This window comes from Photorhabdus akhurstii (assembly GCF_019090985.1).
Taxonomy (GTDB): Bacteria; Pseudomonadota; Gammaproteobacteria; order Enterobacterales; family Enterobacteriaceae; genus Photorhabdus; species Photorhabdus akhurstii.
In genome coordinates, this window is the sequence record NZ_CP020335.1 from 1,659,688 (window position 1) to 1,674,943 (window position 15,256).

The 15,256-nt window shown below is 41.0% G+C and carries 12 protein-coding genes; 7 read left to right on the forward strand and 5 right to left on the reverse strand.

The features are described 5' to 3' along the window. The first annotated feature begins 49 nt into the window (after positions 1-49). Positions 50-1,690 carry a phosphoglucomutase (alpha-D-glucose-1,6-bisphosphate-dependent) gene (gene pgm / locus B0X70_RS07135; RefSeq protein WP_217471191.1) on the forward strand — a complete coding sequence of 547 codons (1,641 nt, stop codon included), beginning with the start codon at positions 50-52 and terminating at the stop codon, positions 1,688-1,690. Positions 1,691-1,751: 61 nt separating this feature from the next. Here pgm and B0X70_RS07140 read toward each other — a convergent pair whose 3' ends face one another. Further along, positions 1,752-2,180 (reverse strand): EamA family transporter, encoded by a 429-nt coding sequence (locus B0X70_RS07140; protein ID WP_036812956.1) that lies wholly within the window; start codon positions 2,178-2,180, stop codon positions 1,752-1,754. A gap of 682 nt (positions 2,181-2,862) precedes the next feature. Between B0X70_RS07140 and B0X70_RS07145 the strand changes: the two genes are divergently transcribed. From B0X70_RS07145 to B0X70_RS07170, 6 genes are all read left to right on the forward strand, one after another. Then, positions 2,863-4,095, forward strand: a complete 1,233-nt coding sequence (locus B0X70_RS07145) for an MFS transporter (protein ID WP_036782497.1) — start codon at positions 2,863-2,865, stop codon at positions 4,093-4,095. After that, positions 4,061-4,456 (forward strand): ParB N-terminal domain-containing protein, encoded by a 396-nt coding sequence (locus B0X70_RS07150; RefSeq protein ID WP_036782494.1) that lies wholly within the window; start codon positions 4,061-4,063, stop codon positions 4,454-4,456. The genes B0X70_RS07145 and B0X70_RS07150 overlap by 35 nt, the downstream gene beginning before the upstream one ends. After that, complete coding sequence (locus tag B0X70_RS07155; RefSeq protein WP_217471192.1) at positions 4,449-5,645, forward strand: hypothetical protein; 1,197 nt, start codon at positions 4,449-4,451, stop codon at positions 5,643-5,645. The genes B0X70_RS07150 and B0X70_RS07155 overlap by 8 nt, the downstream gene beginning before the upstream one ends. A 113-nt stretch (positions 5,646-5,758) precedes the next feature. Continuing rightward, positions 5,759-7,615, forward strand: coding sequence for an aminotransferase class I/II-fold pyridoxal phosphate-dependent enzyme (locus B0X70_RS07160; RefSeq protein ID WP_217471193.1), 1,857 nt, complete (start codon positions 5,759-5,761; stop codon positions 7,613-7,615). Beyond that, entirely contained in the window at positions 7,612-8,286 is a 675-nt protein-coding gene (locus tag B0X70_RS07165; RefSeq protein WP_036780874.1) for a formyl transferase, read from the forward strand. Before B0X70_RS07160 ends, B0X70_RS07165 begins: the two co-directional genes overlap by 4 nt. A gap of 34 nt (positions 8,287-8,320) precedes the next feature. Further along, entirely contained in the window at positions 8,321-9,133 is an 813-nt protein-coding gene (locus tag B0X70_RS07170) for a Cof-type HAD-IIB family hydrolase (RefSeq protein WP_217471194.1), read from the forward strand. A gap of 65 nt (positions 9,134-9,198) precedes the next feature. On the opposite strand, the gene kdpE is transcribed toward B0X70_RS07170, so the two are convergent. The 4 genes from kdpE to kdpB are packed head-to-tail and all read right to left on the reverse strand — an operon-like array spanning position 9,199 to position 15,249. Continuing rightward, positions 9,199-9,891 (reverse strand): two-component system response regulator KdpE, encoded by a 693-nt coding sequence (gene kdpE, locus B0X70_RS07175; protein WP_036780871.1) that lies wholly within the window; start codon positions 9,889-9,891, stop codon positions 9,199-9,201. Further along, a complete protein-coding gene (gene kdpD, locus B0X70_RS07180; RefSeq protein ID WP_217471195.1) occupies positions 9,888-12,581 on the reverse strand; it encodes a two-component system sensor histidine kinase KdpD in 2,694 nt (897 codons plus the stop codon). The genes kdpE and kdpD overlap by 4 nt, the downstream gene beginning before the upstream one ends. A gap of 8 nt (positions 12,582-12,589) precedes the next feature. After that, a complete protein-coding gene (gene kdpC / locus B0X70_RS07185) occupies positions 12,590-13,171 on the reverse strand; it encodes a potassium-transporting ATPase subunit KdpC (RefSeq protein ID WP_217471196.1) in 582 nt (193 codons plus the stop codon). An 11-nt stretch (positions 13,172-13,182) separates the two neighbouring features. Next, positions 13,183-15,249: a potassium-transporting ATPase subunit KdpB gene (gene kdpB / locus B0X70_RS07190; protein ID WP_217471197.1), complete on the reverse strand. Its 2,067-nt coding sequence runs from the start codon at positions 15,247-15,249 to the stop codon at positions 13,183-13,185. Positions 15,250-15,256 lie beyond the last annotated feature (7 nt).

A 15,256-nucleotide genomic window follows, 5' to 3' on the forward strand; every position in this document is an offset into this window, starting at 1 on the left:
CTGTGCTGACACAAAGTGCAGCGCAGCTCTTGTCCAGGGGAGATTTAAAGTGGTAAATCATCCGCGTGCGGGACAGATTGCCCGCCAAAGTGATCTGATAAATGTAGCGCAGCTTACATCACAGTATTACACCTTACATCCTCAGCCGGAGAACTCTGAGCATAAGGTTAAATTTGGTACATCCGGTCATCGTGGCAGTTCTCAGCGTCACAGTTTTAATGAGGCGCATATTCTGGCAATTACTCAGGCTGTTGCAGAAGTTCGCAAGCAACGGGGAATTAATGGCCCTTGTTATGTGGGTAAAGATACCCATGCTTTATCAGAATCGGCATTTATTTCCGTATTGGAAGTGTTAACGGCTAACAGCGTGAACGTGATTGTGCAGGAAAATAATGGATTTACGCCAACACCTGCGATTTCTCATGCCATCCTTTGTTATAACCGCTTGGGGAAAGCGTTGGCTGACGGGATTGTTATTACCCCTTCCCATAATCCACCAGAAGACGGAGGGATTAAATATAACCCACCTGATGGCGGCCCGGCAGATACGGATTTGACAGCAATTATAGAACGTCGTGCGAATGAGTTGCTTGCAGAAGGTCTGAAAGGCATTAAACGCTTGCCATTTGTTCAGGTGTTGAGCAGTGAATATTTGCATCAGCAGGATTTAGTTGAGCCGTATGTTAGCGCGTTGGGCGATGTGGTTGATATGGCTGCTATCCAACAGGCCGGGCTGAAAATTGGTATTGATCCTTTAGGGGGTTCTGGCATTGCATTTTGGCAGCGTATCGGTGAGCGCTACAATTTGGATCTGACGTTGGTTAACGATCAAGTCGATCAGACATTCCGTTTTATGCACTTGGATCATGATGGCGTCATTCGTATGGATTGCTCGTCCCCTTGGGCAATGGCGGGTTTGTTAGCCATGCGCGATAAGTTTGATTTGGCTTTTGCAAACGATCCTGATTACGACCGCCACGGTATTGTCACTCCTGCCGGTTTGATGAATCCGAACCACTATCTGGCAACTGCGATAGATTACCTATTCCGCCATCGTCCGCAATGGTCAGAAAGTGTTGCGATAGGTAAAACATTGGTATCTAGTGCCATGATTGATCGGGTTGTCTCCGATCTTGGTCGTAAATTGGTGGAAGTACCCGTAGGTTTTAAGTGGTTTGTTGACGGTCTATATAAAGGTGAGTTGGGCTTTGGCGGAGAGGAGAGCGCAGGAGCTTCTTTCCTGCGTTTTGATGGTACGCCGTGGTCTACAGATAAAGATGGGATTATCTTGTGTTTACTGGCGGCAGAGATGACTGCGGTAACGGGGGAAAATCCGCAGCAGCATTACAATAAGTTGGCGGTTCGCTTCGGTACGCCAAGTTATAGCCGTATTCAGGCGTCGGCAACTTATCAGCAGAAGGCATTATTAGCCAAGTTATCACCAGAAATGGTGAAAGCGGATAAGCTTGCTGGTGATCCAATCACAGCCCGGTTGACAAAAGCTTCTGGTAACGGAGCGTCAATAGGCGGCTTAAAAGTGATAACAGAAAACGGCTGGTTTGCCGCTCGCCCATCGGGGACAGAAGAAGCCTACAAAATTTATTGTGAAAGCCTCCTTGGTCCTGAGCACCGGCAGAAAATTGAGCAGGAAGCACTGGATATCGTTAACCAGGTTTTTGCCGCAGGTTGATCTTTTATTCGATTAAAAAGAATCCGCAATGGTGAAATGGCTTTTGCGGATTTTTTATTTTTCAGCCCAAGGCAACCATTAATGCGCCGGCAGTGATCAGTGCAACACCACCTGCGGCCATAAATGATATCTTTTCACCAAATAAGATAACGGCCAAGATAACAGCAAACACGACACTGAGTTTATCAATCGGGGCAACCTGAGAAACATTGCCGTTTCTGATTGCCAGAAAGTAGAACAGCCATGACAATGCCCCCGCCACACCGCTTAAAACGATAAAAAGCAACGCCTTGCGATTTGCCAGCACTTCACTAACCAGATTTAATTTTCCCTGTACTACAACGACGCCGACAAGAAACAACGCCATAATGACTGCGCGTATTGCTGTTGCTGTATTGGCATCAAGATTTTGCAAACCGATTTTTCCGAAGATAGCGACCAAAGCGGCAGTAAACGCTGATAATAAGGCATAGATAAGCCAGGTACCCATCGCGAGTAATCCTTCATAGTTAGTATCAAATGAGTTGAGATGATAAGACAGTTCTCTTGGTTTGAATATACCATTACTCTCATTAAGGAAATTAAAGAATAAACTCATTACTAATCCCAATTTTAGTTATTGAATATTTTGGGCCTGTGAAATAGTTTCCAGTTTTAATCTCAGATGGCTTCATATAAATCTATAAATAATAATTATCCCCACCAGAGTTTAGCTATTAAACTAAAATACAATTTTATTTATCTATTTCACTTTGAATATAATATTACAGTTTATTTTGGGATTAGATTAAGCTGAGTTTTGATTGCTATTTGAATAGATAAAGATTGAACTGAAAGGTATCTATCTGAGATTAAAGGCCCTTTTTACCTGCGTTTTTGCCTGTTAAAGTGCAAAGTACTTATGTCATTATGTTGCTTACTAACATCACCAGCATTTGATCTACGTTTAACATGTAACAAAAGTGTCATATTTCGTTTGCAATTAACATCTGTTTTGATAATATATTAAGAATAAATCATATATCATTGGATTTGCTTTATCGTACAGATCATCCTAGTGATTTCCTCTACATTTTATTTTTTGTAGGGGAGAGTGGGTTTTATGTACTTCCATAAGTATTTTAAATGATTGGCTTAAAAGATATCAATATAAATAATATAAGAACATAGCAATGAAAAATTTTTCTCTTAATAATTATACATCCATACCGGCATGTATATGGGGTCTATTTCTGGGGACTTTTGTAACAAGATCAACATCAATGATGGTATGGCCTTTTATATCCATCATATTATATACAAAGTTTCATTTTACTGCATCGATGATTGGATTAGTTCTCTCTTTATCTATTGCGATTTCATCAATATTAAGTTTTTATGCAGGTTACTTCTCTGATAAAGTCGGCCGGGCTAAGATAATTATCATTGGATGTCTTATATCTTCATTGGCATATTTAATATTATGGTTGTCTGAACATCAGTCTGGTTTTATTATTGGCACTTTATTAGCGAATATTTCTTGGGCGCTGGTGAATAATCCTATAAAAGCCGTTATCGGTGATATTATTGAGGAAAAGCAGGTAAGAGAGAATGCCATGTACTTAAGGTATTTATTTCTAAATGCGGGAGCGGTAGTCGGGCCTTATTTAGGAATAAAATTAAGCCTGGATATTAATTCTATTTCTTTTTTGATTGTTTCGGTATCCTATGTGATTTTTATGATCCCTGTTTACCTATTTGGCAAGAAAATAAAAATCAACTTAACAAATAATGAAGACTTTAAAGGAACGATAAAGGTTTTATTGAATGACCGTGTGTTTTTAATGTTGGTTATCAATAATATTCTCATGATGTTTATTTTTGGCCATTTTGATTCAACTTTGCCACAGTTAATTACCTCATTAGGGTTTAATGGGTACGCTGAGTTTATTGCTTCGCTTATTATGTTACATGCGATAACCATTGTCGTTATGCAGTTACCGTTTTCCATGTTAACGCAAAAAATGGAGTTGGAAACGAAAATAAATATAGGGTCTGTATTACTCATTTTATCTGAATGTATGTTCTTTATTTCATTCAAGTATTATGATGTTTATTTATTGTGGTATATGGCTGCTTTTACCATGAGTATCAGTCAAACTATTTTGTTTCCATGTGTGAATGTTTTTATTGATCGTTTGGCGCCAAATGATTTACGTGGCGCATATTTTGGTGCAGCGTCACTTTATAGTATTGGTTTTTCTATATCGCCGTTAGTTGGTGGTACTATTATTCAATTATTTGATGGTGGAGTGTTATTTCAATTATTAGCGATATTAAGTGTGTTGATGTTGGTAATTTTCTATCGGATGTTTAAACTAAGGGATAAACATGAAATTAATATTAGAAGAAGTCTCAAATCTTAGACCAACTGAATTACATTGCCCTGATCGTGTCGAGCAGTTAATCGAAAAAGTTAAATTTGAAGGTTTCTGGACTCAACCAATCTGGATTGATGAAGCAACGAATGTGGTTATTGATGGTCATCATCGGCTTGAATTAGCCAAAACATTAAAATTAAGTTGCATTCCTTGTCTGGCATTTGATTATGAGAAGGAGCTATTGGTTTATTCCCGCAATGAGAGTAAAACAATTAATCATAGTGATGTTATTAAGGCGGGTTTGGCTGGGCAACCGCTTGGTTATAAACAGACTCGTCATGAGTTTGCCGGGAATGTGATTGAAACACAAATTTCATTAAAAATGTTAGGGTTTGTCAATGAATAAGCAGTTTTATGATGTGGTAATGTGTGGTGCGGGGCCTGCAAATATTTCATTAATCCCGGATTTATTAAAAGATGAAGTTATAAAAGATTGTCTGATTTTAGAAAAAACAGAGATAGTGGGTTCTGGTTCATTAAAGAAATATAAAATTACCGCGAACTCTTTAGGTAGTGTATTTTTAGAGAAGTTTGACGGTTGTGATGATGAGCTTAGTCAATATATAAGATCAACACCGGAGTGGGAACATTTTAGTGCCAATAGAGATAAGCCAGTTGAATTGAGGTTTGTCGGTCAATATTTGGAGAGAATTGCACGTTTTATTCAGGAAAATAAATATGGTGATCGGTTTAATGTTTTGACTGATGCGGAAGTAAAAAAGATTAAGCAGAATGAAGATGGTAACTATGATATAACTTATCATAAAAATAATGAAGATTATATTGTATCAGCGAGAAAAGTACTGTTTAATATAGGTGGGAATTCAAACGAATCCAGGTTATTGCATAATAACAAGAATATTACCTCAGGTGATTTCATTAAAGGTTTTTATGATGAGGTTATAAATAAAGGTGATATAAAAAGTATATCAATATTGGGTTCGTCACATAGTTCTGTTTCTTGTTTAATTCGGCTGATAGAGCAATTAAAGTTTACTGGTAAGATAAATGTTCTGGTTAATAAAGATTTTAAATTGTTCTTTGATTCACCTGCAAGTGCAGAATCTTACGGTTATGCTTTCACTCAGGAAGATATCTGTCCTTTAAGTGGGCGGGTTAACCGATATTCAGGTTTGAGATATGATTCTTTTGTATTTGCTCAAGAACTTAAAGAAAGAAGACATAAAAATATTTCTATTTTAAATATCTCAGAAATATCGAGTGACGAAGTTATGCAACGTATTAATTGTGATGATTTATTGATTCACTGTACGGGATATCACTCAAAACTTGTTGAAATTATTGATAAAAATAACATTACTCTTGAATTTAAAAGTGATAAATATGGTTTGTTGATCAACGAAAAATTAAATCCTGTATCAACTTCAGGTGAAGCGCTCAATAATTTTCATACATTTGGTCTGGGGGCTGGTGTAAAGACGGGTGGTGAAAATGGTGGTGAGGCAAGTTTCCACGGAAGAATTGATGGGGTTTGGGTATATCAACATGTTATATATGACCTCGTATTTAATTAATATTTAATTCAATATCAATTTTATATCATTATTAACGGACTATATTTTAGGTTAATTATTATTTAAGAATAAAATAACCTTTTAACATCAATTTAAAATAATTTATTAAGACTATGAATAAAAAAACAGCAATCCTTCTCTGTGCCGGAAGAGGCAGCCGGTTATCTACCAGAACATCAAATAAACCAAAACCTTTGGTAGAAACAAATCAGATATCATTTATCGATAATGCGCTGAGGAATATCGAAGCTGTCGGTATTAAAAAAGTTATTATTGTGGTGGGTTATAAGAGCGATGTTTTAATGTCTCATATTGAACAAGGCGCATATAACTTACATATTGAATTTGTTAATAGTGAAAAGTGGGAATCAACCAATAATATCTATTCTTTATATCTTGCCAGGAATTGGATTAAGCAAGATACGCTGATCCTTGAAGGGGATATTTTCTTCACAAAGAAATGTTTGGAAACAGTGATGTTAAAAGCGGGAGATCTCAATGTCCTTGTTTCTCCTCTTAGTGGTAATATGGAAGGGACTTATGCAAAAATAGATAAAGATAATATTATTGCATTAAATTCTACTAAGGATAGTCATTATCAGGTTGAAGAAGGTCAATATAAGACGGTAAATATTTATAATATTTGCACCGCTAATTTTGCTGAATATGTTACTAAAGAGCTAGAAAGTTACGTTAATAGCGGATCAACTGGGTTATATTATGAGGATATATTTAAACACTCTTTGCTGAATAATATGGCTGAATTTAAAGCAAGTATTGTTGATCATTTTCAATGGTATGAGGTAGATAATACTTATGATCTTACTATTTGTGACTTTATCTCAAGTAATAATAAATTAGATCTTATTCAAAATAGGCACGGTGGTTACTGGCGTTATCCTATTATTGACTTTGGATTAATTTATAATTTCAACTTTCCACCTAAGAAATTGAAAAATGAAATAAAGAATAATTTTGATGAAATATTTTTAAATTATCCTGGCGGGAATCGTTTAGTCGAACATGCTTTATCTGAATTTATTGGGATAGAGAGAACGCAATTATGTATTTCGAATGGCGCTGCTGAGATAATTAAACGGCTTCCTGATGTTTATACAGGTAAAGTATTAGTCACGGTACCTTCATTTAATGAATATGCTAATTGCTTTGGTAAAGACAGAACAATATTTAGCTATAGTAAAGAGAGCAGAGATTTTGAGATAGATATTGATGAACTATTAACGTTGGCGAAAGAGGAAAAGCCAAATGTGGTAGTGATTGAATCACCAAATAATCCGACAGGTAAACTGACGCCTATTGATAGTCTGTTATATTTGGCTGGCGAATTGTTAGCATTAAATATCGATTTAATTATTGATGAATCTTTCTTAGATTTCTCTAAAATGCGTGATGACACAATGTTAAAGCATTTAGATAACTATAAGAATTTATCTGTTATTCGAAGCATGAGTAAAACCTTTGGCATTGGTGGTATTCGTATCGGGTATATTGCCACTGCAAATCAGGAATTACTTGGTAAAATAAGAGCGGTATTACCCATTTGGAATATTAATGGTTTTGCTGAAGAGTTTTTATTGAGATTACCTCAATATAGAGAGAGTTATAAATTAAGTTGTGAACAAGTGATTATTGATACGTTAAAATTACAGCAAGAATTAAATTCAATCGAAGGTATTACTGCCTATGAAACGGATTCTAATTTTGTTTACTGTAAATTGCATGTTTCTGATGCAAAAACGATATCACAGTTACTTTTAGATATTCATGGGTTATATGTAAAAGAGTGTTCTGGCAAAGGAAATATAGATTCTGATAGGTATTTGCGTATTTCTTGCCGAACACCAAGCGATAATGAAATTTTAATACGTTCATTGCGTATGGTGATGCAGGGGCTAATTAGTATTAGTGATATTAGTGTGGTTAAGGAAATTAACGAGGTTTGCGAATGAGCCATCCAAAAACAGTGGTAATTTGTGGTAAAGGAGAATTGGCAATTTTCATTTGTCAGTATTTCTTAAATCATAAAGAGTATAAAATATCGCACGTGGTGGCAGATAAATTCGAACCTGTGAGTACTGATCAGACGTTGATCGAATTCTGTTATCAAAATAATATTTCTGTTATTGAGGATAATAAGGTTGAGAATCTACCCGGCTATGACAGCGGTGATTTCACTTGTGATTTATGCTTTGTCGTGTTTCATAAGCGGATATTACCGTTAAAATTCATTAATTCTTGTAAGAGAATCTTGAATATCCATTTGTCCTATTTGCCTAAATATCGCGGCGTAAGGCCGGTAAACTGGGCTTTGAAAAATGGAGAACAGTCCCACGGTGTGACGATCCATGAAATTAATGAAGGTATTGACGCGGGGCCAATTGTCAATCAGATCTCATTTTCTATTTACCCTGAATTTGAAGAGGTTATTGATACTTATACAAGGGCTATTAACTATTCCAGACAATTATTCCTTGACACGATGCCAATATTGGAAAAAATAACTCCAAGACCTCAGGTTAATGCAGAGGCAACAATTTATTATGAAAAGGATAATCATAGTCTGGAAGAAAGGATGACATTTACCAAGCAGGCATCGCTCGAATTGCTTAATAAAGCTTAGATGATAACTGCTCTTAATGTACCGGGAAGCGCTTATGTATAATCTTATTGCTACAGATCTTGATGGAACTCTATTACTTCACGGGGATACGATAGGTAAATTTACCCATCAGGTGTTGACTAATTTGTCAAATAAAGGCAAGCAGATCGTATTTGCCACTGGCAGGCATCATGCTGATGTTAATGCTATTATTGGTGACTTTGGTATACCTGTACATCTGATTACGTCTAATGGCGCCAGATTGACCAGTGCCTGTAAGAAATTGGATATCAAACAATATCTACCGGGTGATGTAGTAAAAAGAGTGATTGAGGAAACTCAGGCGGATCAGGATTTAGTGATTAATATGTATTGTGGTTCCCAATGGTTAACCAGTGAGCTACACCATAGTTTCAGTGATTTTAATCAGAATGATAATTTTAATCCCGTAGTTAGACAGGCTGATGAAATGCCTTGTGATGCGGTTGAGAAAATCTTTTTCATTCACAAGAAGAGAGATCATGATGCGTTGGTTAAATTAGAACGTCATTTAATTGATCTCTTTTCCGATAATGTCAGTGTCGCTTTCTCATTTCCTTGGTGTCTGGAGGTAATGGGTAGTGGTGTTTCGAAAGGGCAAGCTTTAATTCAGTTAGCTGAGTTTCTTGGCGTCCCAATCAATCAAACTATTGCGTTTGGCGATGGTATGAATGATGTAGAAATGCTTTCAACCGTCGCTAAAGGGGTCATCATGGGCACGGCGCATAATAGGGTGAAACAAGCGCTTCCGGGTGCCGATATTATTGGCTCTTGCTGTGAAGAGTCTGTCGCTTATTATTTATCTGAACATGTGTGTCAGGTGAAATAAGCTAAGTTTTGCTGAGAGATGTTAATTGCCTGAGACATGAAGAGATTCGATTTGTGTTTCAGGCATTAAGGCATAAACCGATAGCCAATGCCGGTTTCAGTCAGTAAATGTTTTGGTCTGGTTGGGTCAGTTTCCAATTTTTGTCGTAAATGCCCCATATAAATCCGTAAATAATGGTTGTGTTCAACATAATTAGGGCCCCAAACCTGGTTGAGTAATTGGCGTTGGGTGAGTACTTTGCCGCTATTCGCCAATAATTCACCTAGTAACCGGAATTCAATCGGGGTGAGATGTAGTTCTTCATCGTTTTTGGTGATTCGGCGGTTAACCAGATCGACAACGACATCAGAAAAATGAACGATCGATTCTTCTTTATTAGTTCTGGCAAAACGACGTAAGGCAACCCGGACTCTTGCCAATAGTTCACTGATGCCAAAGGGTTTACTCAGATAGTCATCAGCGCCGACATCCAATGCCGCAACTTTATCCGCTTCTTTATCACGGGCAGAGAGAACAATAACGGGAATTGAGCTCCACTGGCGTAGATCACGGATCAAATTAATACCGTCACCATCCGGCAAGCCCAAATCAAGAATAATTAAGTCAGGCTTACGGGTTCCCGCTTCAATCAGGCCCCATTTCAGGGTATCACTGTCAAATACGCGATAGCCTTCACCTTCCAACGCTAGCCGGACAAAGCGTCGGATCTCTTTTTCATCTTCAATAATCAAAATGGTGTTATTGTTGGTAATAATCACATCTCCTCAGTAATAATTTCTGGCGGTTTCTCTAACGGTAGAACAAAGTGAAAACTTGCTCCACCTTTTTCGTTATTGGTCGCCCAAATCTTTCCTTGGTGGATTTCAATAATTGCCCGGCAAATTGCCAATCCAAGGCCCACGCCCGGAATGGCAGACTCTTTACGAGCGCGGGAGAATTTATCGAAAATTAACTGTTCTTGTTCCGGGGGAATGCCTTTACCCGCATCCCAAACTTCAATATGAATCTGGTTTTTTTCTGTTGTCGCTTTGATGCCCAGTGGTGTTTGGTCATCGGTATATTTGATTGCGTTTTCCAACAGGTTGATAAATACCCGCTCCAGTAAACTGGCATCACAATGCAACAACAAATCGGATGGCAGGGAAACCGCGACTGGGTGACGGTTGAGCGCATATTCCAGAGAACGTAAGGTACTGCCGACGATCTCTTCCAGCGATTGCCATTCCAGATTGAGCTGAATTCCTCCCGATTGGATACGCGCCATGTCCAGTAAGTTATTAACCAGACGGGAAGTGCTGAGAATTTGTTGGCGGATCTGATTCACCTGTTTGGTATGTGGAGAGCCTTCGGCAGATAAATCTAACATCAGGATTTCCGCTTGTCCGAACAGGACTGTCAGCGGCGTGCGTAAATCGTGAGACAGGGCCGCCAGAAGCGAGTTACGTAACTGTTCCCGCTCTGTATCCAGCTTCGCGGATTCTGCCCGGCGTGAGAGTTGCAATCTTTCCAAGGCATTGGCGATGAGGCCGGTAAATGTTTGCAGTAATCGCTGTTGTTCAGGGATCAGTAACTGGCGCAAATAAGATGGCTCAATAGCCAATACAGCCAGTGTCTGAGAAGGTGTAGCAATAGGCTGTAGTTGGTAAGGTACGCTAGGTAGCGTATCGGTTCCCGCTCCGGCCGGCAGATTTTTATCAAAGCTCCATTTTGCAATGGCATCATCAATCAGCATATGACCGCCATTATTTGTCGTCAATTGATATAAGTTGCCATCGTCGTTGGGTAAAAAGAGGCCGGTTTTAGCCTGAAAACCATTGGTAAGAAAATGGTAGCTGGTGCGGGCAATATCTTCTTCATTCAGCGCTCGGCTCAGTTCACGGGTCATTTCATAGAGATTGCGGGTTCGTTGTTCGCGGTAACGGGCAATTCGCGCCTGATATCTCATTCCCGCTGTGAGGTTTCCAACGACGACGCCCACTATCAGCATGACACTAAAAGTCAGCAGGTACTGCATATCGGTAACAGCAAGAGACCAATGAGGCTGTACAAAGAAGATATCGAAACTAATAACATTAATAAAAGCGGCAAAGATTGAGGGTCGGTGTCCGTAAAATAGCGCAATAATGACGACGCCAAGCAGATAAAGTGTGACAAGATTGGCTTTATCAAGGGTCAGCAAGAATGTTCGGGAGAACAGGGTGATAAGTGTACAGAGCGCAATAGCGATTAAGCAGCCCTGAATCTGTACTCGCCATTTTTCACTCACAGGGCGGTTGTCATGCTCTTTATCCCATTGGCTGCGTTCTTCTAATGCGACAATGACCAGATCCAAATCTGGCCCTAGTTTTCCCAGTCGGTCAGCAAAACCTGGACGCCATTGCCAGCCAAATAGCTTCTGTTTGGAGGTACAGCGACGGCCTATCAGAATCTTGCCGAGGTTATGTTCTCTGGCATAACGTAATACCGCTTTTTCTTTGTTTGAATCGGAAAGTGTCGCGGTTTCAGCCCCTAATTCATGCGCTAATCTAAGTGCTTTTAAAATGGTACGCCGTTTACCTTCGGGTAGTTGGTACAGTTTTGGAGTTTCAACATAGATTGCATGCCAGATACAGCCTAATCGGGCCGCAAGGCGAGCGGCAGTGCGGATAAGCTTCTCATTACCTGAGTTGTTACCAATGCACAGTAGGAGGTTATCACGGGTATGCCAGACCGGTTCAGGCCCTTGTGTGTCGCGGAAAGCACGCATTTGATCATCAACGCGATCAGCCGTCCGGCGTAAAGCGAGCTCCCGCAATGCAATCAAATTACCTTTGCGAAAAAAATTTTCGATGGCACGTTCTGCCTGGCTAGGAATATATACCTTACCTTCATGGAGCCGCTGGCGCAGATCATCTGGAGGCAGATCAACTAAGACAATTTCATTCGCCTGATCAAAGATGTGATCCGGGATAGTTTCCCTGACCCGGATACCCGTAATATCACCCACAACATCATTAAGGCTTTCCAGATGCTGAACGTTGATGGTCGTCAGTACATCTATGCCAGCCTCAAGCAATTCTTCAACGTCCTGCCAGCGTTTGGGATGACGGCTGGTGTGGGGATTACTGAATGCCAACTCATCCATCAAAATGATGGCCGGGTGACGGGCAATGGCGGCATCAAGATCAAAGGCGGTGGTTCTGCGCCGTCGGTAGTGGATCTGTTTAAGTGGCAGTTGTGGCAGACCATTAAGTAAAGCGGCAGTTCCTTGCCGCTCATGGGTTTCGACTACGCCGATAACTACATCCAGCCCCTGAGAACGCAATCTTTGCGCTTCCTGCAACATGGCGTAGGTTTTTCCCACACCGGCGCAGGCCCCGAAAAATATTTTTAATTTACCGCGCTGTTTCTCGTTAACCAGTGTCAGTAATTCATCCGGGTTAGGGCGCTGTGGTTCGTGTTGATCCATGTTCAACCTTACTGTTTTTTCTTGTGCAAATTATCAAGGGCAAGATTAAGTTTTAACACATTAATCACTGGCTCACCGAGGAATTCCGATGGAGGTGGCTCAATATTATCCCTGATTAATTGTTTTACTACTTTAACTGGTAAATGGCGGGCATCAGCGACTCTCTGTGCTTGGAAGTCAGCGGCGGCGGGTGAAATGTGAGGATCGAGGCCGCTACTGGATGCGGTGACCAGATCAACCGGTACAGGAGTGTCTGGTTGGCGGTTAAATTGACGTAGTTGCTCAACTCTGCGTTTGATTTCATCATCTAATATCGGATTGGAGGGCGCTAAATTGCTGCCGCCAGAGGCCAGTGCGTTATAGGGATAATCTACGGTAGCAGAAGGACGTCCCTGAAAATAGGTCGCTTTAGTGAAGGGTTGACCAATCAGTTCAGAGCCAACGGTTTGACCCTCTTGTTTTACCATAGAGCCTTGTGCTTGATAAGGGAACATCAGTTCTGACAAACCTGTTGCCAGCAATGGATAAGCTACGCCGGTAATCAGTGTCAGAAATATCAACAACACAACAGAAGAACGTAACCAAATCATTTTCATCACCTTTATTTAAGTATCAGCAAAGTGAGCAACATATCTATTATTTTGATGCCGATGAAAGGCGCTATCAGACCACCCAGACCATAAATCCACAGGTTGCGACGTAAAAGCGACAAGGCATTCATTGGTCGGTAGCTCACGCCTTTGAGAGCCAATGGGATCAGGAAAACAATAATCAGTGCGTTAAAGATAACTGTCGATAAAACCGCCGAAGTGGGCGAATGCAGGTGCATGATATTCAAGATATTTAATTGTGGATAAGTGACGGCAAACGCCGCCGGGATAATGGCGAAATATTTTGCGATATCATTGGCGATACTGAATGTGGTCAGAGAGCCACGTGTCATCAACATCTGTTTACCAATATGGACAACTTCAATCAGTTTGGTTGGGTTGGAATCCAGATCCACCATATTGCCGGCTTCTTTAGCTGCCTGAGTGCCTGAATTCATAGCAACGGCAACATCGGCCTGAGCAAGTGCCGGGGCATCATTAGTGCCATCACCTGTCATGGCGACCAGACGGCCTTCGGATTGATATTGGCGGATCAGGGCTAGTTTGGCTTCGGGGGTAGCTTCCGCCAGAAAGTCATCTACTCCAGCTTCTGCGGCAATCGCAGCCGCGGTCAGACGATTATCGCCGGTAATCATAACGGTTTTGATTCCCATACGGCGCATTTCACTGAATCGCTCTTTAATGCCGCCTTTGACGATATCTTTTAGCGCGACAACGCCCAGTACCTGTTGATTTTCTGCGACAACCAGCGGCGTACCGCCTTTCCGCGCCACAGTCTGTACCAAAATCTCCACGGCTTCTGGGAATTTTCCGTGATTGACTTCGATATGGCGGCGGATCGCATCGACAGCGCCTTTGCGGATCATGCGGTTTTCCACATTAACGCCACTCATTCGCGTCATGGCGGAGAACGGCACAAAAGTTGCGTTCAGGGAGCGCAGATCACGTTCACGCAGATTGAATCGCTGTTTTGCCAGAATGACAATGCTGCGGCCTTCTGGTGTTTCATCGGCTAAAGAAGAGAGTTGGGCGGCATCCGCCAATTGCTGTTCCGTTATGCCGGGCACGGGCAGAAACTGAGAGGCTTGGCGATTTCCCAAAGTGATGGTACCGGTTTTATCCAGTAGTAACACATCCACATCACCCGCGGCTTCAACGGCTCGTCCGCTGGTGGCGATAACATTCGCGCCTAGCATGCGGCTCATACCCGCGACGCCAATTGCAGAAAGTAACCCACCAATGGTGGTAGGAATAAGACAGACTAATAACGCTATCAATACCGTGACAGTGATAGGTTGACCGGATTGGTTAGTTTCCACGCTGAATATTGAAAAGGGTAGCAGGGTGACACACACCAATAGAAAGATGATTGTCAGAGCTGTCAACAAGATAGTCAGTGCGATCTCGTTTGGGGTTTTACGACGTTTAGCCCCTTCCACCATTGAAATCATGCGGTCAAGAAAAGTTTCACCGGGATTAACCGAACATTCAACCACCAGCCAGTCAGATAGCACATGCGTGCCGCCGGTCACAGAGGAAAAATCACCGCCAGATTCGCGGATAACTGGGGCAGATTCTCCGGTGATTGCGCTTTCGTCAACAGAAGCGCCACCTTCGATAACTTCACCATCGCAAGGGATAGTTTCACCGGCTTCAATAATGACGATATCCCCTTTACGAAGGCTGTCAGAAGGGACTTTCTCTCTGGCTGCATTACGATTGGATGAGGTGAGTTTGGTTGCCCAACTGGTTTTTCTTACTCCTTTGAGACTGGCGGCTTGAGCTTTGCTTCTCCCTTCTGCCAGTGCTTCGGCAAAGTTGGCGAATAGCACAGTAAACCACAGCCATAAGGCGATGCTACCTGTGAACAACGTATTTCCCTTGAATTGACCCGTTAACATGGCAATCCATAAAATGATGGTTAACCCACTGCCTAGATAGACGACAAACATCACTGGGTTACGCCATTGTGCGGCCGGATGACATTTTTTGACTGAATCAATCAGGGCATTACGAATCAAAGCAGGCTCGAATAATGTCTGTTGCTTGTTGGTCATGGTATTC